The 20700-nt window shown below is 72.2% G+C and carries 18 protein-coding genes, 1 pseudogene and 1 riboswitch; of the genes and pseudogenes, 6 read left to right on the top strand and 13 right to left on the bottom strand.

The features are described 5' to 3' along the window. Positions 1-337 precede the first annotated feature (337 nt). The gene (locus tag LIX60_RS01975) at positions 338-1603 is read left to right on the top strand and encodes a cellulose-binding protein (protein ID WP_227956911.1); all 1266 of its coding nucleotides are present in this window, start codon (positions 338-340) and stop codon (positions 1601-1603) included. 117 nt (positions 1604-1720) lie between these two features. Here the strand turns inward: LIX60_RS01975 and LIX60_RS01970 are convergent, their stop codons facing one another. Together LIX60_RS01970 and LIX60_RS01965 are read right to left on the bottom strand one after the other, a co-directional pair. Continuing rightward, positions 1721-2656, bottom strand: coding sequence for a F510_1955 family glycosylhydrolase (locus LIX60_RS01970; RefSeq protein WP_227956910.1), 936 nt, complete (start codon positions 2654-2656; stop codon positions 1721-1723). A 177-nt stretch (positions 2657-2833) separates the two neighbouring features. Continuing rightward, a complete protein-coding gene (locus tag LIX60_RS01965; RefSeq protein ID WP_227956909.1) occupies positions 2834-4057 on the bottom strand; it encodes a PP2C family protein-serine/threonine phosphatase in 1224 nt (407 codons plus the stop codon). Between the two features lie 919 nt (positions 4058-4976). Continuing rightward, a riboswitch (cyclic di-AMP (ydaO/yuaA leader) is annotated at positions 4977-5191 on the top strand. Between the two features lie 6 nt (positions 5192-5197). Between LIX60_RS01965 and LIX60_RS31675 the strand changes: the two genes are divergently transcribed. Continuing rightward, positions 5198-6265, top strand: a complete 1068-nt coding sequence (locus LIX60_RS31675) for a transglycosylase family protein (protein ID WP_374117779.1) — start codon at positions 5198-5200, stop codon at positions 6263-6265. Between the two features lie 63 nt (positions 6266-6328). On the opposite strand, the gene LIX60_RS01950 is transcribed toward LIX60_RS31675, so the two are convergent. Next, positions 6329-7177, bottom strand: coding sequence for an alpha/beta fold hydrolase (locus LIX60_RS01950; protein ID WP_227956908.1), 849 nt, complete (start codon positions 7175-7177; stop codon positions 6329-6331). 269 nt (positions 7178-7446) lie between these two features. Here LIX60_RS01950 and LIX60_RS01945 point away from each other — a divergent pair, with 269 nt between their 5' ends. Continuing rightward, complete coding sequence (locus tag LIX60_RS01945; RefSeq protein ID WP_227956907.1) at positions 7447-8532, top strand: hypothetical protein; 1086 nt, start codon at positions 7447-7449, stop codon at positions 8530-8532. Positions 8533-8658: 126 nt separating this feature from the next. Here the strand turns inward: LIX60_RS01945 and LIX60_RS01940 are convergent, their stop codons facing one another. Both LIX60_RS01940 and LIX60_RS01935 read right to left on the bottom strand, forming a co-directional pair. Then, positions 8659-9585: a hypothetical protein gene (locus LIX60_RS01940; RefSeq protein ID WP_227956906.1), complete on the bottom strand. Its 927-nt coding sequence runs from the start codon at positions 9583-9585 to the stop codon at positions 8659-8661. Positions 9586-9944: 359 nt separating this feature from the next. Beyond that, a complete protein-coding gene (locus tag LIX60_RS01935) occupies positions 9945-10895 on the bottom strand; it encodes a GlxA family transcriptional regulator (RefSeq protein ID WP_227956905.1) in 951 nt (316 codons plus the stop codon). A 70-nt stretch (positions 10896-10965) separates the two neighbouring features. Here LIX60_RS01935 and LIX60_RS01930 point away from each other — a divergent pair, with 70 nt between their 5' ends. Then, entirely contained in the window at positions 10966-11814 is an 849-nt protein-coding gene (locus LIX60_RS01930; RefSeq protein WP_227956904.1) for an alpha/beta fold hydrolase, read from the top strand. Between the two features lie 485 nt (positions 11815-12299). Here the strand turns inward: LIX60_RS01930 and LIX60_RS01925 are convergent, their stop codons facing one another. The 7 genes and pseudogenes from LIX60_RS01925 to LIX60_RS01895 all read right to left on the bottom strand — a co-directional run bounded on the left by LIX60_RS01925 (position 12300) and on the right by LIX60_RS01895 (position 18251). Then, on the bottom strand, positions 12300-13811 hold the full coding sequence (locus LIX60_RS01925) for a HAMP domain-containing sensor histidine kinase (RefSeq protein ID WP_227956903.1): 1512 nt from the start codon (positions 13809-13811) through the stop codon (positions 12300-12302). After that, positions 13808-14515 carry a response regulator gene (locus LIX60_RS01920; RefSeq protein ID WP_227956902.1) on the bottom strand — a complete coding sequence of 236 codons (708 nt, stop codon included), beginning with the start codon at positions 14513-14515 and terminating at the stop codon, positions 13808-13810. The genes LIX60_RS01925 and LIX60_RS01920 overlap by 4 nt, the downstream gene beginning before the upstream one ends. Before the next feature lie 55 nt (positions 14516-14570). Then, positions 14571-15299, bottom strand: coding sequence for an ABC transporter permease (locus LIX60_RS01915; protein WP_374117778.1), 729 nt, complete (start codon positions 15297-15299; stop codon positions 14571-14573). 140 nt (positions 15300-15439) lie between these two features. Next, positions 15440-16354: an ABC transporter ATP-binding protein gene (locus LIX60_RS01910; protein WP_227956900.1), complete on the bottom strand. Its 915-nt coding sequence runs from the start codon at positions 16352-16354 to the stop codon at positions 15440-15442. A gap of 214 nt (positions 16355-16568) precedes the next feature. Next, positions 16569-16985 (bottom strand): annotated as a pseudogene (locus tag LIX60_RS01905) (class I SAM-dependent methyltransferase); the annotation flags it as partial. A 157-nt stretch (positions 16986-17142) separates the two neighbouring features. After that, positions 17143-17352 (bottom strand): DUF397 domain-containing protein, encoded by a 210-nt coding sequence (locus LIX60_RS01900; protein ID WP_227956899.1) that lies wholly within the window; start codon positions 17350-17352, stop codon positions 17143-17145. Further along, positions 17349-18251, bottom strand: a complete 903-nt coding sequence (locus tag LIX60_RS01895; RefSeq protein ID WP_374117952.1) for a Scr1 family TA system antitoxin-like transcriptional regulator — start codon at positions 18249-18251, stop codon at positions 17349-17351. The genes LIX60_RS01900 and LIX60_RS01895 overlap by 4 nt, the downstream gene beginning before the upstream one ends. A 201-nt stretch (positions 18252-18452) precedes the next feature. Here LIX60_RS01895 and LIX60_RS01890 point away from each other — a divergent pair, with 201 nt between their 5' ends. Further along, the gene (locus LIX60_RS01890; protein ID WP_227956897.1) at positions 18453-18776 is read left to right on the top strand and encodes a Rho termination factor N-terminal domain-containing protein; all 324 of its coding nucleotides are present in this window, start codon (positions 18453-18455) and stop codon (positions 18774-18776) included. Between the two features lie 69 nt (positions 18777-18845). Here the strand turns inward: LIX60_RS01890 and LIX60_RS01885 are convergent, their stop codons facing one another. Then, positions 18846-19493 carry a TetR/AcrR family transcriptional regulator gene (locus LIX60_RS01885; protein ID WP_227956896.1) on the bottom strand — a complete coding sequence of 216 codons (648 nt, stop codon included), beginning with the start codon at positions 19491-19493 and terminating at the stop codon, positions 18846-18848. Positions 19494-19627: 134 nt separating this feature from the next. Between LIX60_RS01885 and LIX60_RS01880 the strand changes: the two genes are divergently transcribed. Next, positions 19628-20689: a hypothetical protein gene (locus LIX60_RS01880; RefSeq protein WP_227956895.1), complete on the top strand. Its 1062-nt coding sequence runs from the start codon at positions 19628-19630 to the stop codon at positions 20687-20689. Positions 20690-20700: the final 11 nt, after the last annotated feature.

Below are 20700 nucleotides of genomic sequence, written 5' to 3'. Positions count from 1 at the left end.
GCCTTTCCGCGTCCGCGGTGTCCTCCCCGCGCGGCCGGCCCGGGGGGCGACAGCCCCCGGAGGTGCTGAATCGTTCTATCCGGCGCCGGCGAAACCGGGCCGTCCACGGCGGGGATCCGGGGGTCCGGCCTGTTCGGCGCGGGGTTGTGAGGCGGCCAACGCCCTTGTACCGTGCGAGTGTTCTGGGCCGTGGCCGGAGTCTGGGGGCAGCTGCGGCCGCATCGCGGTCCGGGACGTTCCCCACCATCCGGCGTGCAGTGGCAACTTCACGGCTCCATGGCGTCGGCCGGAGAGCCGTTCCCTCGGCTGCGCGCCTTTCCCATGGAGGTTCCCCCACATGCGCTTCCATCGATACCGGCCCCGGGCCTGGGCCGCCGCGGTCTTCGTGGCCGTCGCGAGCTTGGGCGCCGCCACCCTCAGCCCACAGGCGGTGGCCGCACCCGGCCCCGGAGCCGCCACGCAGTTCGCGGCCGACGTCGAGGACGACGGCGCCGACTGCAACGTGCCCGACCCGGGCTCCACACCCGCCAACTCCCTGCTTCCCGACCCGTTCACCAAGCTGGACGGCTCACGCGTGACCGCGAAGTCCGACTGGCGGTGCCGGCGGGCCGAGATCAAGAAGATGGCCGAGAAGACGGTCTACGGCACCAAACCCGCCAAGCCGCAGAGCGTCTCGGGATCGGTCTCCCGGAGCAACATCACTGTCAATGTGTCGGACAGCGGCAGGAGTTCCAGCTTCTCGGCGAGCGTCGACCTGCCGAGCGGTTCCGGGCCCTTCCCGGCCGTCATCGTCTACGGGGGCTTCGGCGCGGACACCTCCACGATCAAGGCCGCCGGTGCCGCCGTCATCAGCTTCGACCCGTTCGCGGTCGGACGGGAGGGCACGCCCCGCAACAACAAGCAGGGCGCCTTCTACAGCGTCTACGGCTCCAACAGCAGCACCGGGCTGCTGATGGCCTGGGCCTGGGGCGTCAGCCGGATCATCGACGTCATCGAGCAGTCGGACGGCAGCGTCCTCAAGGCCGAGGGCACCGGCGTCACCGGGTGCTCCCGGTACGGCAAGGGCGCCTTCGTGGCCGGTGCGTTCGACCAGCGCATCGCCCTGACCATGCCGATCGAGTCGGGCACCGGCGGCGCTCCCATCTTCCGCGGCATCCCGCGGGAGAACGGCGCGCAGCCGCTGAGCAGCGGCTACGGAGAACAGCCGTGGCTGGGCGACGCCTTCGGCTCCTACACGAGCGACCCGTCCAGGCTGCCGGTGGACACCCACGAGATCGTGGGCATGGTCGCGCCGCGCGGGCTCTTCATCATGGAGAACCCGCACATCGACTGGCTGGGCGCCGGCTCCGGGAGCGTGGCGGCCCTGGGCGGAGCGGAGATCTACAAGGCGCTCGGTGCCGGGAGCAACATCACTTACTGGTCCGACATCCAGGACGGCAACCACTGCGCCAGCCGGTCCGAGTGGCGCGGCCCGCTTCAGCAGCACATCCAGAAGTACATGCTGGGGACGGGCAGCAGCTCGGGCACGATCAGGATCTCCAGCAAGAAGCCCGGCAACCTCTCGCAGTGGAGGAACTGGCAGACCCCGACCCTGACCGACTAGCCCCGACCGGGCCGATGGGGAGGCGGGAACCGCCCGTCCCCGTCCCCGTGACCGACCGGCCCTGAGGCGAGTACCGGAGCCCGGCGTGCGAGCGCCGGGCTCCGGTGTTCTCCGGTGTCAGTCCTCCGACGTCGCCAGCCGCCGGGTGAAGGACTTGCCGCCGTCGCGGGATTCGTACACCCCGCTCTGGGTGGCGGCCAGGACGCGGTCGGCGTCGACGGCCGTCAGCGCCTGCGCCTGCCCGCCCGGCACGGTCCCGGCCTTCTTCCAGCTCGTGCCACCGTCGGTGCTGCGGTGCACCGCGCCGTCGGGGGCGATCCCGTACAGGGCGTCGCCTTCCGCCCAGGAGAGGTGCGTCAGCACCGGCTCGCTGCCGGCGCCGAAGGTCTTGCCGCCGTCCGTACTCCGCGCGACGCCGCTCTGGGTGGTGGCCAGGACGGTGCCGGGGTCCTCGGGGCTCACGGCGATGTCCAGGGCCGCCACTTCGGCGCGCTCGTCCCACTTCTTGCCGTCCTCGCTGACGCGCAGCAGACCGGCCGTGCTGTCGTAGCCGTAGATGGTGCCGTCGACCTCTTCGAGGGAGTGGAAGTCGGATTTGCCCGCGAGGGAGAGGGAGGTCCAGGTCTTCCCGGCGTCGGTGCTCCTGATCAGCCCGCGGTTGGCGTGGTCGCCGCTTCCCTCGGCCGGGTGGCCGCTGCCGAGGAAGGTGTCCTTCCCGGCGACGGTGAAGCCCATGTAGTCGGCGGTGTCGCCCACGCGCTCGGAGGAGCCGTCGTCGTCCACCGCGATGACTCCGCGGTGCGTGGCGACGTAGAGCCTGCCGTCGCCGGGATTGACGCCGAGCCCGTGGATGTGGCTGATCCCGCTGACCGAGCCCTCCGAGCCGTGGGAGTGCTCGGCGGACTCGGTGGACTCGGCGGACTCGGCGGAGGACGCACCGCCGCGCCCGTCCGGGCTCGAGTCGTCGGAGCAGCCGGTCAGGACGGCGGCCAGCAGGATCGCGGCAGCGGCGGCCGCGGTGGCCGCGGAGCGGGGACGGGAGCGGGCGGGCATACGGAGATCCTCGGGTCGGAACGGCGTGGGCTGCGTGCGGTCCGGCGTGCGGCGCACCCGGTGGTGAACCGGGCGGAGCCGTTCACCACCATCTCCTCCAACGTACGGCCTGTGCCGCCGGTGCCGGCCCGGAGGGCGCGGGAGCCTCGGAACCGGGACGGGCCCACGCGCCCGCCTTCAGGGGACCAGCTTCTCCTGGCGGCCGCCGGCCCACTCGGCCAGCAGCACGGTCGCGTCGTCGTCGAGCCTGCCGTCGTGGTGCTCGAGCACCGCGTGCATCAGACGGCGGAGGGTCTCGTGCAGGGGGAGTTGCCCGTTGGCGTGGTGATGCATGACGAAGTCCACGAAACGGGTCATGCCGAACTGTTTGCCGTCGGCGCCGCGAGCCTCGGTGATGCCGTCCGTGTACAGCAGGAGGCGGTCGCCGGGCTCCAGCTGTTCCTCGCAGACGGTCACCGGAAGCCCCAGGGAGGCGCCCATCGGGCCGGCCGGGGGGCAGGCCAGCTGGGACGGCCGGCCACCCGCACGGATGATCACCGGCAGGTGGTGGCCGCGGTTGACCCAGGCCAGCCGCCCGGTCTCCAGATCGAGGTCGGCCAGGATCCCGGTGATGTAGCGGCTGGTCCCGAACTGCTCGTTGAGCGTCTTCTCCACCAGCCGGCTGGACTCGGCCAGGGAGGCACCCTGACGGCGGGCGTTGCGGCAGGCGGACACCGCCACGTTGGCGGTGATCCCGGCGGTGGTGTCGTGCCCCATGGCGTCGAAGATGCCCAGGTGCAGATTGGTGCCCGTGAGGGCATAGTCGTAGGCGTCGCCCCCGACCTCGTAGGCCGGTTCCAGGGCGGCGGTGACGATGGCGTTGTGGCCGGCGAAAGCGGGGGGCGGCGTGAGGTTCCACTGCATCTCCGCGGCCACGTTCATCGGCCTGCTGCGCACGAGACGGGCGTACGAGTCGCTGAAGGACCGCTTGCTGAGCAGCAGCAACGCCACCATCGAGGCCAGATGGCGGACCGCTTCCCGGCTCTGCCGGTCCTCCGCGGCGGTGTCCGCGCGCATCATGCCGAGGCGCTCCACCCCGTCGGTGACCGGGACCCACCACCGGCACCGGCCGTGAGCCCTCTCCGGGGCGGGTTCGCTGACGACGGTCACGTTCTGGTACGCGCGGCCCGGCAGCGTGCCGTCGACCGCCACTTCCGCTCCGCCCTCGCCCGCGTCCGCTCCCCGGCCGGTCAGCTGCCGCAGCACCTTCTGCTGGAGGTCCACCGCGAACAGCGCCACGTCGTGCAGGCCCACGGTCTCGGCGTGCGCGGCCACGACGTCCGGCAGCTGCTCCAGCGCCGTGGTGTGGCCGGCCTGCATCAGGTCGGTGAGCACCTTTCCCACCCGGACCGCGTCGGTCACGGTGTCCGCCTCCTTCCGGTCACGGAGACTCCGCGGGCGGTACGGCGGCCTTCCGGACGCCATCGGCCGGTTCCGCCCTTGACCGCGGAGATAGTTCCGTTTACCCATCACCCCGGATGTCACCCGGTGCTTCTGGAACGGCACGCCCCGGGAGGGCAGGAACCGGCGCTGAGCAGCACGTCAGAGCCCTTCTTCGGGCCTCTCCATCCCCGGCGCGGACCACTCCCGGCCGCCGATCCGGAGCGGGTGCGTGTACGGACGGTCGCTGTGTCGTCGGGATGCGTGACCGGGGCGGAGGAGCGGCTGTACCGGAGCGGCGGGCCGCCGCCGGGCGGCGGCATCCCGTGCGCAGGGCCCGGCGACCAGCTGCCCGGCCGGGGGGTACGGCAGCCGGCACCGCGGCCTCGCATCGTCCCCGCCCCGCCCCCGTCACGCCCACGACTTCGCCGGCCGGCCCGATGGGCCAACGCGCCGACGCACCCTACTCGTTGACGCCCGGATTGCTCATGGCACCCCGCGCCCGCGCGCCGGGAGCTGGGAGGACCGGCCCGAGAAGAGCCATCTGCGCGGGTAATTTCCGATTCGGTGGTGTTCGGGAGGAAAGTCAACTCCGTTCGGAATGGCGCCGGTCTGAGCTAAACCTCTCCTGAGGTGTGTCCCGGATCACATGTTCCGCTCTCCGTCCGCATACCCCGGGGAGATCCCCGGCCGCGTTATTCCCCGATTCTCTTTCCCCCGCCGAGATTTGAGCGCGCGAAGGGTTCCGGCCCTTTCACGCTCCGGTGAAGATCCGGTGCGCACGGTGTTCGCATGAGCGGTGTCGGCCGCGGTCCGGAATGGGGTTGCTTTCCCTCACCTTGTCTTTACCAAATCGCTGTGTTTATGTGTCCTCGCCTCCGCTCGACGGCGGGGGCTCCACCGCCGGAACACGCCGAGTCCTGCCGCCCGGCCGGTGGAGAAACAGCAGATCAGCGCGGCAGGAGCGGGGAAACCACAAACTGCCGTACCGCGCGCTCCGCCCGGTCCGGCTAGGGGTGAAGCCAATTCCCGAATACGCCCCGGGCGTCAGGGGAATTGGCCGGGCAACTCCAGCCCGAATCCGACAGCTAACCTCGCAGGCGTCGGAGAGGACGCACAACTATGTCTCGTGGCCGCCACCGTCGTCCGCGCACTTCAACGATTTCCCGTCAGGTCTCCCGCGTTTCCGTGGTTCTCACGGCCGGCGGCGCGGGTGTTGCCGCCCCCCTGCTGACGGCGGGCAGCGCGAACGCCGCTCCCGTCGCCGTCTGGGACGAGGTCGCCGCCTGCGAGAGCAGCGGCGACTGGGCCGCCAACACCGGCAACGGCTACTACGGCGGACTGCAGTTCTCCCAGTCCAGCTGGGAGTCGGTCGGCGGCACCGAATACGCGTCGCGCGCCGACCTCGCCACCAAGGACCAGCAGATCGCCGCCGGCGAGAAGCTGCTCGCCGTCCAGGGCCCGGGCGCCTGGCCCACCTGCGGCCCCAAGGCCGGACTGTCCCGGGACTCCGGGGCACCGGACATCGACACGGCCGCACAGCCCGAGGCGGCCTCCCCGGCCAAGCCGAAGGCCGCGCAGCCCAAGGCCGCCCCCGAGGCCGGGCGGAAGCGGACCGGTCCGGAGTCCTACACCGTCGTCAGCGGCGACACCCTCCACCGGATCGCCACCGCGTACGACGTCGACGGAGGCTGGAAGACCGTCTACGAGACCAACCGGGAGACCGTGGGCGACAACCCGCACCTCATCTTCCCCGGCCAGGAGCTCTCCCTCGACGCCTCCCGGCCCGGCGGTGCCGGACACAGCGGCGATGCGGCGCAGCAGGCGAAGCCCGCGGCCCCCGCCCCGTCCGCCTCCGGGAAGTCCTACGCGAACAACCTGGACGGCTGGATCCGCGAGGCCCTCGACATCATGAAGCAGCACGGCATCCCCGGCACCTACGAGGGGATCCACCGCAACATCATCCGGGAGTCCAGCGGCAACCCGAACGCCATCAACAACTGGGACATCAACGCCCAGAAGGGCACCCCGTCCATCGGCCTGCTGCAGGTCATCAAGCCGACCTTCGACGCGTACCACGTCCCGGGCACGGCCAACAGCCAGTACGACCCCGTCGCCAACATCGTCGCGGCCTGCAACTACGCGGCCGACCGCTACGGATCGATCGACAACGTCAACGGCCCGTACTGAGCCGCGGGCGAAAGGGCCGGAAGGGCATGTGCGCCCCTTCCGGCCCTCTCGCGTGTCGCGGGATCAGTTCCCGAGGAAGTTCATCAGCGCCTCGGTGACCTCCTCCGCATGGGTCCACAGCAGGCCGTGCGGTGCGCCCTCGATCTCCACGTACTCGGCGTGGGGGAGCAGCTTGCGCAGCGGCCGGGCGGTGGAGTCCACGGGCAGGATCCGGTCCCCGGTGCCGTGCAGGATGAGCGTGGGCAGGGCGAGTTCGGCGATACGGGCCACATCGGCGCGGAAGTCCGTCGTCCAGGTGGCCACACAGGCCAGGGAGGCGTGCGGGGAGGCGCCGGCCGCGGTGTTCCAGCTCGCCCGGACGGCCTCCTCGCTGATCCGGCTGCCCAGGGTCTCGTCGAGGTTGTAGAAGGCCTTGTAGAACTCGGTGAAGTAGGCGTAGCGGTCCCGGCTCACCGCGGCCGCGATCTCCTCGAAGACCTGGCCGTCCACCCCGTCCGGGTTGTCGTCGGTCTTGAGCAGGTAGGGCTCCAGGCAGGCCAGGAAGGCGGCCTTGGCCACGCGCTCCGAGCCGTGGGTGGCCAGATAGCGGCCGACCTCGCCGCTGCCCATGGAGAACCCGGCGAGGACCGCGTTCCGCAGGTCCAGGGTGGTCATCAGGGTGTGCAGGTCGGCGGTGAAGGTGTCGTAGTCGTAGCCGGTGGTGGGCCGGCCGGAGCGGCCGAAGCCGCGGCGGTCGTACGTGATCACCCGGTACCCGGCCTCCAGCAGGGCCGGGAGCTGCTTCTCCCAGGAGTCGCCGTCCAGCGGGTAGCCGTGGATCAGGACCACCGGCTGTCCGGCGGGGTCGCCGTGGTCCTCGTAGTAGAGCTCGATGTCGGTGCTGTTCTCACGGCCGACGGTCACTAGGGGCATGTGCGGATCTCTCCTGACGTGGTGTCCGATGCGGGTATGGACGGAGAGTAGGCAGGAAGGGTTGCCCGGCCGCGGAGGCGCACCACCGGGCGGAAGCGCACCGCGCCCCCGGCCGCGCGGCGGCGGCTGTCCCGGCGGGCACGCGGGGCGTCCCCCGGGCCCGGGCGGCTGCCCGGAAGGGAACCGCTCCGGGCCGTACGTCGTGGTAAGCACCGGGAGACGGCTCCGCGGACACGCGGGGCCGAGGGGCGGGAACGGGAGGGGACGGCATGGCCGGACACGGCGCGGTGCGGATCGACGGGAACAGTCTGCTGCTGGGCGGCGGGGTGAGGGTCCGCTTCATCCGGACGCTGCGCCTGCCCGAGACCGGGACGCATCCGCTGCCGCCCGGCCTCGGCGAGTTCCCCGTGCGCCGCGTCGAGGACCACGCCGGCACCGCGCCGCAGGCGATGCGGGAGCGCGGCGGGGTGCTGCTGCCCGTGTATCTGCGGGAGGCGATGTGGCTGAGCTTCGCGGGCAGCGCCGAACCGGCCGCACTCCAGGTCGGCGTCGGCAAGGTGTGCGCCGTCTCCGGCGAGCCGTGGACCGGCCGGCTGCGGCGCACGCCGCAGAACTACGTGGTCCTGCCCCGGCAGCCCTGGCTGGACGGCATCAACTCCGGCAAGGGGACGGTGCGTCAGTTCGTCGCCGTACCGCTGGGCATGGGCGCCACGGTGGAGGGCCAGGTGACGGGCGAGGAGACCTGGGGCGGCGTGCAGCTCCAGTCCTTCCCCCTCTCCGGCCCGGCGCTGGCGGCGTGGCGCGAGGAGCAGCGCCGGCGCGCCGAGCGCCAGGCGGCCGTACGCGCCCGGTACCGGAGCGCGGCGCCCCCTCCCGGCTCCGCCGGAGCCGACGGGCCCGCTTTCGCCGCCGCGGCCGCACCCGCCGGAGCGCCCCCGGCCCCCGGCGCGGCGGCCCCGCGTGCGGCGGCGGCCATGGGCCTGGGTGTCGGGGGCTCGATGCGGCAGGAGGTGTACCGGGACGACCGGCCGCTCTCCGACTGGTCGGAGGAGCCGGCCGGGCGTGTCTTCGTCCACCTGGTGACCCCGCCGGAATGGCGCCGCATCACCGGCGAGGAGCCGCCCCCGTCCCCGGTGGACCGCGCCGCGTACACCCGCGCCGGCCTGCCCTGGTACGACTACTACGACGAGGACGCCACCGACCTGGCGCCCACGGACACCCTGGGCGGGGTCGAGCCGGTGGGCGAGTGGCTGGGCGACGACCACACGCCCTGGCAGCCCCCGTCCCCGCACCAGACCCACCCGCTCGGCGACGCGCCGCAGCCGGGTTCACCGGTGCGGGACGGGGACTGGTGAGGACGGACGGGCGGCGGGGCAAGGGCCCCCGCCGAGCGCCTCGCCCGCTGGGCTCGATGTCTCCGGCGGCGGTGGTCCAGCGGCGTGTGCGTGCACTGGCGGATCGGTGGCCGCCGGCGACTGACGTCAGCCGGGCGAGCCCCCGTCGCGCTCCCCGTTCGCCACAGGCCGGCCCGTGAACGCGTCCAGGAGGACACGGCCGCCGATCGGCCGGTCCAGCTTCACTGTCACCTTTTCGCTCCTCAACTCGGAAGTACAGGGGCCCTTCTCCGGATCGACGACCCAGGCCGACAGCACCACGCTGCCGCCCGTCTCCAGCACGTCCACGGCGGGGCCGTCGTCACAGGACCCGTGGTTCGCCATCACGGTGACGGACCGGCCGTCACCGGCCACCTCGACCAGCCGGCCGAGTGGCGCCAGTTCGTCGGTGGGCGTTTCCCCGACGGGCTTGATGGGCGGCTCGGGGAGTTTCGACGGACCGAGGGCTGCCCGCCTGAGAGGAGTGTCGTAGCCCTCCAGCGTGAACAGCCATGCCGGGACGATCGCCGGGCCGCGGCTGGTGGCCAGGGTCATCTCGCCCAGCTTCGCCCCGGTCACCGTGAGGCGCGGCCCGTCGTCGCCGCCGCGGTCGACACTCTCGTACGCCGCCCGGGCCGTCATGAGCGGCAGCGTGAGGGAGCCGCCGCGCTCCCATGTCACCCGGCCGTGATCCGGCGAGCTTGCGGGAAGCTCGCTGCGCAGGACGAAGTTCCCGGTCGCGTAAGCGCGCTGGTCGGCCTCGGTGTGGAAGGCGCTCTCGGGCAGTTGAACCTCTTCTCCCATCGGGTGGTAACCCCTGCCCCACACCTCAGCAGCTCTGGAGCCGTCCCAGGCGTCGGCGACCCGGCGCGCACGTGCCGTCGCCTCCGGCGCCGGGGTGGGTTCGGAGGAGCGGACCTCCTCGCGCCGGTCGCCGGCCCTGTCGCTGCCACAGCCGGCCAGGACACCGGTTCCACCGGTGAAGAGAGCGAGGGTGACGGCCATGTTGGCGATACGTGCGATGTTGCGGCTCATGGGCCTTCCCGAACTGGCGGCGAGAGAATGGACGCTGTGCGGTGAGGGCGGAGGCCGTACCGCCCTTGGGACGTGCCGTCCCCGGGGCCGGTTCCGGCATGGCGGCCGAGGGCTCGCTGTTGCCGCCGGTGACGCAGTGCCCAGCGGTGAGCATGAACCTCTCCCCGGAGTCGTTGGTGACATTGAAGGCGGAGCTGCCGCCGATCGGCCGGTCCAGCTTCACCGTCACCTTCTCGCTCCTCAACTCACCTCCCTGGTACGGCCAGCAGCGCCGTCTCTCCTCCGTTCGATCGTCCGCCGTGCTGACACTCCGCTGCACCTGCGTTACGCCTGCCTGTGTAGGAACCCCGGTCCCGCCGTCAGATCTCACTGAAGGTCCGTCGGTAGGCGCCGGGTGTGGTGCCGAGATGCGCCCGGAATCGGCGCCGCAGGTTGACCGCCGAGGCGAGTCCCACCCGGGTGGCGATGGCTTCCACCGGAAGGTCGGTCTGCTCCAGCAGTACCCGCGCCGCGTCGAGGCGCCGACTGAGCAGCCACTGTCCCGGGCTGGTGCCCAACTGTTCTGTGAACCGCCGGGCGAGAGTCCGGCTGGACAGTCCGGCGCGTTCGGCGAGGCTGCCGAGGGTCAATCGGGTGTCGAGCCGGGAGGCGGCCCACTCCAGCAGTGGCGCCAGTGACTCGTCCGCCCTGGCCGGTGCGGGCTGTGCGGCGTACTGGAGTTGGCTGCCCTCCCGATGCGGCGGCAGAACCATATTCCGGGCGATTTGGGCGGCGTATGCCGCGCCGTGGTCGGAACGTACCAGGTGCAGGCACAGGTCGATGCCCGCGCCGGTTCCGGCGCTGGTCGCCACGTCGCCGTGGTCCACGAAGAGCACGTCCGGGTCCACCCGCACCTCGGGGAAAGAGGCGGCGAGTTGGGCGGTGCGGCGCCAGTGAGTGGTGGCGCGGCGGCCGTCGAGCAGTCCGGCCTGAGCGAGGACGAACGCCCCCGTGCAGATCGCGACGATCCGCGCCCCGCGCTGGTGGGCAGCCCGCAGTGCCTCGGTGACGGTCGGCGGCACCGGTGTGTCGGGCGGCTGCCGGCCGGGGACGACCACGGTGTCCGCCTCCTGGAGGGCCGCCAGCCCTGCGTCGACGAGCATCGCGAAGCCGGCGGTGGTGGGCAGGGGACCGGGGTGCTCGGCGCAGACCCGGAAGCTGTAGCGGGCCGGCGCGTCCTGCGGGACGGTGCCGAACACCTCGGCGGCACAGGCGAGTTCGAAGGGCGACTGCGGCTGGCTGAGCAGGGCCACCACCCGATGAAGGCTCATGGCAGGAATGTACCCGTGGGAGTCTTTCCGGACTCTGTCACAGGAGGCCGGCCCCGGTCACAGTGGCCCCATGCGTGCAATCACCGAAACGGACGTGTTCAGGACAGGAGTCCAGGTCGATGGCGAAACGGCCAGCTACCTGACCGCGGAGACCGGAGAGCAGGACGGCCCGGTCGTGTTGCTGCTCCACGGAACGTACTGGAGCCGGGTCTGGCTTCCGGTGCTGCACCACCTGGCGGCGGCGGGGCTGAGGCCGATCGCGGTGGATCTCCCCGGACTGGGGCGCTCGGGAGGCGAACTCACCCCGGAAACGGCCACGGTGCCGGCTCTTGCGGACTGGGTGGCGCAATTCGTGTCCGCGCTGGGAATATCCGGGTCGATCGCCGTGGCAGGTCATGACATCGGCGGTGCCGTAGCCCAGCACCTCCTCGCCCAAGATCGGCTGGAGGTGTCCCGACTGGCCTTGTCCAACTCGGTTACCTATGACTCCTGGCCAGTGCCTGGCGTGATCCGGTTCCGGGACTCGGAGGTCGTCGCGGCGACCTCCGCCCATGAATTCCTGGCCGCCCGCCGGCAGGCTGTGGCAACGGCGCTGGCCGGTGCCGCCACCGAGCAGCGGATCGCTGACTATCTGGATCCGTGGACCGCTCCGCGGGTCCGTCGCTCCTGGATGGCCATGGCGGGAGCGGCCGACAGCCGCTATACCCTTGGTCTCGTTCCCGCACTGCAGCGGTCCACGACGCCCAAGTTGCTGATCTGGGGCGAGGACGACGGCTTCCAGAGGGTGGAGTACGCCGAGCGGTTCGCCTCGGAGATCCCGCACACCACGCTTCTGCGTATCCCGGATGCGGGGCACATTCCGATGGAGAACGCGCCTGACCGGGTCGCCCGTGCGCTCATTGACTTCTTCACGCCGTAGAGATCCGAGTGGCGGCATGTGAGCCCACCGCTCCCGGGTCGCGCTGGAGCGAGGCCGGCAAGACGGTGCCTGCCGCGTTGTCCTCGACCACTGGCCCCAGCAGTCGGCGGTGCCCGCCTCACCCCGGGTTCGCCGGGGGTGTCCCCACCCGCACCTGTCCGCCCCGGATCGGCGGGTGCGGGTAGGTGGCGAAGGTGAACCGTGTCACTCGGGCGAAGTCCGGGTGCGTCAACTGCGGTCCGGTGGACAACACCGACCGCGTGGGCTCGCTGAACGTCCTGCACAGGGCCGGGCTGGTCCTCTGCGACGGTGCCTGGCCACCGACCCGTCACAGACTCGTTCAGGGTGTCGTCCCTGGGATCGCTTGCGGGAATCGCGACTGAACGGGTTGTGCCACTGGCCGGCGTGGTCGCCCGGCACGGGCTCGGGAACTGCGGGCTTCTGAGCCGGGAAGCGCCGTCCGGCCGGGCCGGCCCGGCCACGGGCTACGGGGCCAGGGGCAGCAGGACGCGGACGGTGGCTCCCGCGCCGGGGGCGGTGTGGATCTCCACTCGGCCCCGGTGCGCTGACACCAGCGAGTCGACGATGGCGAGGCCGAGGCCCGCCCCGCCCCCCTCGGCCCGGCCGCGGGCGCTGTCCGCACGGTAGAAGCGGTCGAACGCACGGGCGGCCTGCTCCACCGACATGCCCGGCCCCTCGTCGCGCAGTTCGAGAACCGCCTGGCCCTGCTCGGTACCGACGCCGATCCGTACCGGGGTGCCGGGCGCGGTGTGGGCGATGGCGTTGCCGACGAGGTTGGAGGTCACCTGGCGCAGCCGCGCCTCGTCGCCGAGGACCGGCGCGCCGCCCGGACGACCGCCGCCGGGCCCCGTAAGGGTGACCGGGCGTCCGGGATCGAGCGCGCGCAGGTCGTGCAGCGCGTCGGCGGCCAGGGTGCGCAGGTCCATGGGGGTGAGGCGGAGCGGCAGGTCGGCACCGGCGGCGCCCTCGTCCAGGCGCGCGAGCAGCAGCAGGTCCTCGACGAGCCGTACGAGCCTGCCTGCTTCGCGCTCGATGCGGCCCATGGCGGCGTCGACGTCGGTGCGTTCGGGCATGCCGCCCATCCGGTACAGCTCGGTGAAGCCCTTGATGCCGAAGAGGGGCGTCCGCAGTTCATGGCTGGCGTCCGCGAGGAAGCGGCGCATGCGCTGCTCGGTCGCGCCCCGGGCGGCGTCGCCCGCTTCGATCCGGTCCAGCATGCCGTTGAGCGCGGCGGACAGACGGCCCAACTCGGTGCGTGCCGAAGCCGGGTGAGGGACACGGTGCGTCAGGTCGCCGCCGGCGATGGCCGCCGCGGTCGCCTCGATCCGGCGCAGGGGGCGCAGCCCGGCGCGTACGGCGAACCAACCGACCACGCCGAGCAGCATGAGCACCAGGGAATCGATGACCAGCACCCGGACGCCGAGCTGCCGGATCGTCGCGCCGACCTGCGAGAGGGAGCCGGCGACGACGACACTGCCGCCATGCGCGGCCCCCTCGCCCGGTGCCTCCCCGTCAGCCCCCAGGACCGGTTCGGCGATCACCCGCCACGCGTCGCCGCCGCCGGCGGACGGGGCCTCGAAGGGGCGGCCGCCGCGTGCGCCGACCGCCGCCGCGTCGAGCGCCGGCAGCCCGGGGGCGTTTCCCTCGGCCGACCGCACGACGCGCAGCACCTGGCCGTCCGCGTCGAGGTAGGCCAGGTAGAAGTCCCCGGACGGCGCCCCCTCCACGGGGCCGCCCGCCACGCCGGACGGCACGGGTACGCGGGCGGCCACCGCGGCGGCGGTGCGCAGCCGGTCGTCCACCTGGTGCACCAGGTCCCGCCGGAGCAGGGTGACGAGCACGGCGGTGCTGGCGAGCAGGGCCGCCACGAGCAGCAGCACGGAGATCGTCAGCAGCCGGCCGCGCAGCGAGAGCCGGCCGCCCCGGCCACGGAGCGGGAGCCGGCCGCCCCGGCCGCGTACCGAGGGCCCCTTCACGGCCGGGGCTTGCGCAGGACGTAGCCGGTGCCGCGCACCGTACGGATCAGCCGGGGCTCCCCGCCCGCGTCGATCTTGCGGCGCAGATAGCTGATGTAGGAGGCGACGATGGAGTCGTCGCCTCCGAAGTCGTAGTGCCACACGAGTTCGAGAAGCCGGGCCTTCGACAGCACCTGTCCGGCGTTCTCCATCAGCACGCGCAAGAGGCTGAACTCCGTGGGGGAGAGGTGTACCGGCTGCCCGGCCCGCGTCACCTGGTGGCTGTCCGGGTCCAGCTCCAGGTCGCCGACGGTCAGCCGGCCGTCCTCCTGCAGGCCGCTGGTGCGGCGCAGGACGGCCCGGATCCGCAGGATCAGCTCCTCCAGGTTGAACGGCTTGGTGACGTAGTCGTCGCCGCCCGCCCGCAGTCCGCCGATCCGGTCCTCGGGCGCGTCGCGGGCGGTGAGGAACAGGACCGGCGGATGGCTCGCCGCCACCGGGGAACGCCCGTCGCGCAGTTGGCGCACGACCTCGAAACCGTCGATGTCGGGCAGCATCACGTCGAGCACGATCAGGTCGGGGCGCCGCTCGCGTACGGCGGCCAGGGCCTGGGCGCCGGTCGCGGCCGGGAGGACGTCGAAGCCGGCGATCCGCAGGCTCGCGGACAGCAGTTCCCGCAGCGTCGGCTCGTCCTCCACGACCAGGAGCCTGGGTGATGCCGTCATCCGTCCCGTCCCGTCCCGTCCCCGACCGGTCGTTCACTTCCGGGCTCGCGGCCCGCTACGCGTCGCGCCTGCGGAAGACGGCGAACGCGGCGGCCAGCAGGGCCGCGACGCACGCCGCCATGACGGCGAGCCCGGACCAGGGTGCGAGCAGCGCCGGGTCACGGTAGGCGGTGATGATCTGACCTCCGGCGACGGGAGGCCAGTACGTCGCCAGCCAGTCGCCGAGTGCCCCGGGCAGTGCCGGCGCGAACGCCTGCACGATCAGCAGCACACCGAACAGGGTCGTCACCGTCGCCGTCGTGCTGCGGATCACCGTACCGAGAGCGAGCCCGAACAGACCCGCCAGTGTCAGATACAGCCCGCAGCCCACGACGCCGCGAAGCGCCGTGCCGTCCGACAGTTCCAGATACGGAGCACCCGCCGCCTCCAGCGACGCCTGCCCGATCAGAAACCCGCCGAGGGACACCAGCAGCCCGACCGGAAGCGTCACACCCACCAGCGCCAGGGCCTTGGCCGCCAGGAGGCGGACCCGGTTCGGCACGGACGTCAGCGTGCCGACGATCGTGCGGGCGCCGTACTCGGAGGTGATCACCAGGCCGCCCAGCAGACCGAGCGCGATCTGTGCGAGCAGATAACTGCGCAGGCTGATGGCCAGGGGGTCGAAGACCACCCGGTCGGCACTCGTCATCGCCGCGTACTCCTCCCCGGCGGACGTACTGCTCAGCGCGGCGAGCCCCATGCAGAACGCCAGGGTCCCGAGGACCACGTAAAGGGTGGACCGCATCGTACGGATCTTGATCCACTCGGCGCTGAGGCAGTGCCGGAACGTCGCCCGGCCCGCCGTGCCCGGGGCCGCTGGCAGCCTCTCCTGCCGCGCCGGTGCCGTTGCGTCCGCCGCCGGCCGGGGCCGTGTTCCCGTCCGGTTCATCGGCTCGCCTCCCTCTCCGCCCGGTACTCCTGCACATCGCGGGTCAGCTCCATGAACGCCTCTTCCAGCGAGACCCGGCGGCTCGTCAGCTCGTGCAGCTCCACATCGTTCGCCGCGGCCAGCGCTCCGATCTCCGCCGTGTCCAGACCCGTTACCGCCAGGGTGTCCACACCCTCCTCGCGCACCGTCGCGGCAGCGGGCAGCGCCCGGCGCAGCGATCCGGCCCGGGGGCTGCGGACCAGCACCTCGCGGTCGGAGTGCGCTGCGATGAAGTCCTTCATCGTCATGTCCGCTATCAGGCGGCCGCGTCCGACGACGATGAGATGGTCCGTGGTCAGCTCCAGCTCGCTCATCAGATGGCTCGACATCAGCACGGCGCGGCCTTCGGCGGCCATCCGGCGCATGAGGTGACGGATCCACACGATGCCCTCCGGGTCGAGGCCGTTGAGGGGCTCGTCGAAGATCAGAACCGGTGGATCGCCCAGCAGCGCCGCGGCGATCCCCAGCCGTTGCCGCATCCCCAACGAGAAGGACCCGGCCCTGCGCCGGCCCGCGTTCCCCAGGCCGACGTCGTCCAGCACCTCGTCCACCCGGCTGCGCGGGATCCCGTTGCCCGCCGCGAGGGCCAGCAGGTGGTGGTACGCGGTGCGGCTCGGCAGCACCGCCCCCGGGTCCAGCAGCGCGCCGACCGCCCTCAAGGGCGCGGGTTGCGCGGCGTGGGGACGGCCGCCCACCGTGGCCGTCCCCGAATCGGCGGATTCCAGACCCAGGATCAGACGCAGCGTGGTTGACTTCCCCGCGCCATTGGGTCCCAGGAACCCGGTGACCTCCCCGGGGCGGACGGTGAACGTCAGGTCATCCACGGCGAGGACCTCGCCGTAGCGTTTGGTCAGTCCGCGAACTTCGATCATCAGGGCTCCAGAACCGGTGGTGTGTGCCGTGCGGGCGATCGCCGCCTGCATGGCCCCACCCTCGTCCGCCCGTCTGTGCCGGACCTGCACGTGGATGGGAGCACTGTGGGAGCCGGAAGCCCCGCCCCTCGGAAAAGCCCGGGCCAAGGGGCGCGCCGCACCGCGAGTTCACAGAAACTCACAGAAACCGGTCGTGGCAGGAGTCCTGCGCCCACTACCGGGAAGACGCCGTGGGCCCGCGGCGGAAGAGGGCCGTCCAGAGGAAGGGCTCACCGAAGCGCGGGGACTCGGGGGGTTCGTCGCGCATCCGGCGGAGTTCGGTCTCCGTGAAGCCGGAGAAGATCCAGCGCAGGGACTCCGGGGTGTAGGCGAGGCCGCCGTGCAGCCCGGACTGCCGGTAGAAGGCCGCGTCGGGGAGCTCGGAGCCCATCGCGCCGGCGGCGAAGCAGGTGAGGGAGAGATGGCCGCCGGGGGCGAGGACCCGGTCGAGGAGTTCGAGATAGCTGACGCGGCGGTGGGGCGGCAGATGGTGGAAGCACCCGGAGTCGTGGATCAGGTCGTAGGGGCCCGTCAGTTCGGTTGCGGTGAGGCCGAAGGCGTCGCCGCGGTGGAAGCGGACGTCCGCCCCCGCCCCGGCCCGTACGCGCCCGGTGGTTTCCGGCCCTTGCCGAGAGCTCTGGAGCGGGGTTCCAGCGCGGCGCCGGAGCGGCTTTCCGGGGAACTTCCGGACGGAGAAGGGGCGTCACGGACCAACGTCCGCGACGCCCCCGAATGCCGGGCTGCTGCGATCAGCGCCCGGCGGCGAAGCCCACGAAGGCCGCCCACGGGGCGCTGCCGAACGACAGGCGGGCCCCCTGCGCGTTCTTGGAGTCCCGGACATGGACGGTGGTGGCGGGCTCCACGGCCACCTCGACGCACTCTCCGCCGTCGCCGCCGCTGTAGCTGCTCTTGCGCCAGACCAGTTCCGAGCTGTCCTGTATGGGCTGTTCGGCGTTCATAGCTCTCCTAGCAGCTTCTCGACCAGGGCCAGAGACTCATGGGGAGTCAGGGCCTGGCCCCGGATGCTTCCGTAGCGTGCCGCCAGGATACGGACCTGGTCCGGTTCTGTAATCAGCCGGTTGACGCCCTGTGCCTCCACGTAACCGACCTGCTGCCTGCCTTTCGGTGTGAGCAGGATGAACGGCCCCTCAAGACCGCCGTGTTCACGCGATGCCATCGGCAGCACCTGAAGGGTGGTGCTGCGGAGGCGGCCGAGAGTGAGGAGGTGACTCAACTGCCCCCGCAGTACTTCTGTGCCGCCGAGGCACCTTCTCAGCACCGATTCCTCGATAACGGCGGTCACCAGTGGCGCGGGCCACCGTGTCAGGACTTCTTGGCGCGCCAGCCGAGCCGCCACTCGTCGTTCGATGGTCTCCTCGGACAGCAGCGGCTGGTAAGCGGAGAAGATCAACCGCGCGTAGTCCTCCGTCTGCAGGAGCCCCGGCACGGTGAGCGTGCTGAAGAAGTTGACTTCCACCGCCTCCGCCTCGATGCGGGCGTAGTCGCGGAACCAGGACGGATGGCGTACGCGGGCGCGGGACTTCGCCTTGACGACGTCGTCCGTGACGCCCTTCAGCAGGCCGCCCGCGCCCAAGGCCTGGTCCGCCGCTTCCAGGAGTTCCGGTTGCGGGACGCGCCGGCCGCGTTCCACCGACGAGATCAGGTCCTCGCCGAAGCGCAGCCGCTCGCCCAGTTCCCTCTGTGTCAGGCCCGCCCGTTCGCGCAGCAGCTTGATCTGCTTGCCGAGTGCGCGGAAGAGGTCCGCTGTGCCGTCGCTGTCGTCCAGCGGGACCAGGTGTTGTTCCGCTTCCTGCTGTTCTTCCGTCTCGGGCCGGGATTCCAGTTCTGCCATGGTGATTGCCCCCTCTCCCATCGCTCAACCGATCCGCGCCCGTCCGGTTACTGCCGTCGGGGCGGACGGCGGCCGGGGTGCGCCGGTACACCCGCCGCCTGTACCGGCTGCCGGGCGGGCAGTGTCCGGAGCCCGCCCGGAGAGGGTTATCGACCCTGACCGGGGTACTGGGGGAAGACGGACAAGCGTTCCGAAGGAGGAGCAACCATGCCGGGCAAGTCCGGATCCAAGCGCGAGCGGCAGTACGAGCACATCAAGGAGAGCGCCGAGGAGCGCGGTGCCTCCACCGGGCGGGCCAAGGAGCTGGCGGGCCGCACGGTGAACAAGAAGCGGGCGCAGGCGGGGGAGGCCAAGTCGTCCAGCGGTTCCGGCGGCTCCAGCCGTTCCGGCGGTTCGAAGAGCTCCGGTGGCTCCAAGAACTCCGGCAGCTCCAAGACGCGGGACGAGCTCTACGCGGAGGCCAAGAAGCGTGGTGTCGAGGGGCGCTCCTCGATGAACAAGCAGGAGCTCGCCCGGGCGCTCGGCCGCTGACCCGCGGCTGCGGCACGGTACCGGTCGATCCGGTCCGCGGCCGGGATGCCGGTGCGGCGCGGGCGGGGCTCACGATGGGAGCGTCGGCACGCCGCCGGCCGGGCCCCGGCCGCGGACCAGCGGCAGGAAGACCTCGTCGACGATCTCCACGAGGACGGTGTCCGGCACGGCCGGGACGCCCCCCGTCACGTATTCGTTGCGCAGCAGTGCCGTCGGCGCGGCGGCGACCCGGGGGTGCAGCGCCTCGGGCGCGGCCTCGCCGCGGGCCACCGCCCGGCCGAGCAGCGTGAGCCACGCCGTCTCGTACGCGCCGCCGCCGGCTGCCGGGTCGCGCCGCAGCTCGGCCAGGAGTTCCGGAGTGCCGTCGGCTGCCGCGATCAGGCCGCGCAGGATCTCCCCGTACGGCGATGACCAGGTGCTGTTCGCACGCCGCAGCATCTCCAGGGCGTCACCGCGCAGTGAGCCGGTGTCCGGCGGCGCGGTCTCCGACGCGGCCAGGCGGCGGTACGCCGTGACGCCGAGCGCGAGGCGGTTCGGCCAGCGCCGGTAGAGCGCGTTCTTGTTCGTTCCGGCCCGCCGGGCGACCTCCTCCATGGTCAGGCCCGAGACGCCGGACTCCTTCAGCACCTCGGCCGCCGCGTGCAGGATCGCCTCCTCCAGCACGGCTCCGCGCCGCCGCGTCGCCACGGCCCGCCGTTCCTGCCCGGCTCGTGCCACCGGTCCTCCGTTTTTGCGCGCTCGGGTCTCCACCGAGCTCTACGGTACGGGCCGCGTGTCCGGAAAACCGCTGCTCCCCGGTCCCGGACGGTGTTAGGGTACGAGTCGTACCGTAATTCTGGAGGGGGCCTGTTGTGCGCGCATGGGGAGTCACCTACGACACCGGTTTCCTCTCCGCGGGAACCAGCACCCGCGAACCCTTCGATCCCGCCACCGTCCGGCGCGAGATGCAGGTCATCCGCGACGAGCTGCGCTGTGACGCCGTCCGTGTCACCGGCGGGAACCGCGACCGGCTGGAGACGGCCGCGCGGCACGCGGCCGACGCCGGACTGGAGGTCTGGTACTCGCCGTTCACCAACGGCCTCGCCCGGGGAGAACTCCTCGACTTCCTCGCCGACAGTGCCGAACGAGCCGAACGGCTGCGCGGCGCGGGCGCCGAGATCGTCTTCCTCACCGGCTCCGAGATCTCCCTCTTCACCGCCGGCTTCCTCCCGGGCGACACCCTGGAGGAGCGCACCGCCGTCCTGGCCGACCCGCGGCGGCTGCGGGCCGCGCTGCCCGGGCTCCCGGCCCGGATCAACGCCTTCCTCGGCGAGGCGGTCGCCGCGGTGCGGACCCGGTTCGGCGGCCGGATCGGGTACGCCTCGCTCCCGTTCGAGGGTGTCGACTGGGCGCCGTTCGACATCGTCGCCACCGACGCCGGCTACCGCGACGCGGGGACCGCCGACCGGCTGGCCGGCGGGCTCCGCGCCCTGACCGCACACGGCAGGCCGGCCGCCGTCACGGAGTTCGGCTGCACCACCTACCGCGGGGCCGCCGGGGCGGGCGGCCGGGGTGACGCGGTCATCGCATGGGACGACCGCGCCCGTCCCGCACGGTTCACCACCCCCGTCGTCCGCGATGAACAGGAACAGGCCGTCTACCTGCGCGAACTCCTCGACATCTTTGACGGGTGCGGCATTGACACGGCCTTCGTCAACACCTTCGCCCGCTACGACCTCCCGCACTCGGAGGACGGCGGCGATCGCGACTTCGACAAGGCGTCCTTCGGCATCGTCAAGGTCCTCGGCGGCGGCCGCACCGGCACCGCGTGCGCGGACCTCCCGTGGGAGCCCAAGGCCGCTTTCCACGCGCTCGCGGGGTACGGCCGCAGCCGAAGCGTCGGCGCGAGCACCACCCCGGATCCGGCAGGGTGAGGCGGGACGCG

The sequence above is a fragment of the Streptomyces sp. S07_1.15 genome (genome assembly GCF_020739505.1).
Lineage (GTDB): Bacteria > Actinomycetota > Actinomycetes > Streptomycetales > Streptomycetaceae > Streptomyces > Streptomyces xinghaiensis.
Note: the sequence above shows the minus strand (reverse complement) of the source record. Positions and strands in the feature narration are given on the sequence as shown.

Bases quoted from the DNA above. Each gene is read 5' to 3' on its own strand.
- LIX60_RS01975 (WP_227956911.1), top strand. From the start codon at position 338: ATGCGCTTCCATCGATACCGGCCCCGGGCCTGGGCCGCCGCGGTCTTC.
- LIX60_RS01970 (WP_227956910.1), bottom strand. From the start codon at position 2,656: ATGCCCGCCCGCTCCCGTCCCCGCTCCGCGGCCACCGCGGCCGCCGCT.
- LIX60_RS31675 (WP_374117779.1), top strand. From the start codon at position 5,198: ATGTCTCGTGGCCGCCACCGTCGTCCGCGCACTTCAACGATTTCCCGT.
- LIX60_RS01950 (WP_227956908.1), bottom strand. From the start codon at position 7,177: ATGCCCCTAGTGACCGTCGGCCGTGAGAACAGCACCGACATCGAGCTC.
- LIX60_RS01945 (WP_227956907.1), top strand. From the start codon at position 7,447: ATGGCCGGACACGGCGCGGTGCGGATCGACGGGAACAGTCTGCTGCTG.
- LIX60_RS01940 (WP_227956906.1), bottom strand. From the start codon at position 9,585: ATGAGCCGCAACATCGCACGTATCGCCAACATGGCCGTCACCCTCGCT.
- LIX60_RS01935 (WP_227956905.1), bottom strand. From the start codon at position 10,895: ATGAGCCTTCATCGGGTGGTGGCCCTGCTCAGCCAGCCGCAGTCGCCC.
- LIX60_RS01930 (WP_227956904.1), top strand. From the start codon at position 10,966: ATGCGTGCAATCACCGAAACGGACGTGTTCAGGACAGGAGTCCAGGTC.
- LIX60_RS01920 (WP_227956902.1), bottom strand. From the start codon at position 14,515: ATGACGGCATCACCCAGGCTCCTGGTCGTGGAGGACGAGCCGACGCTG.
- LIX60_RS01915 (WP_374117778.1), bottom strand. From the start codon at position 15,299: ATGCGGTCCACCCTTTACGTGGTCCTCGGGACCCTGGCGTTCTGCATG.
- LIX60_RS01910 (WP_227956900.1), bottom strand. From the start codon at position 16,354: ATGATCGAAGTTCGCGGACTGACCAAACGCTACGGCGAGGTCCTCGCC.
- LIX60_RS01900 (WP_227956899.1), bottom strand. From the start codon at position 17,352: ATGAACGCCGAACAGCCCATACAGGACAGCTCGGAACTGGTCTGGCGC.
- LIX60_RS01890 (WP_227956897.1), top strand. From the start codon at position 18,453: ATGCCGGGCAAGTCCGGATCCAAGCGCGAGCGGCAGTACGAGCACATC.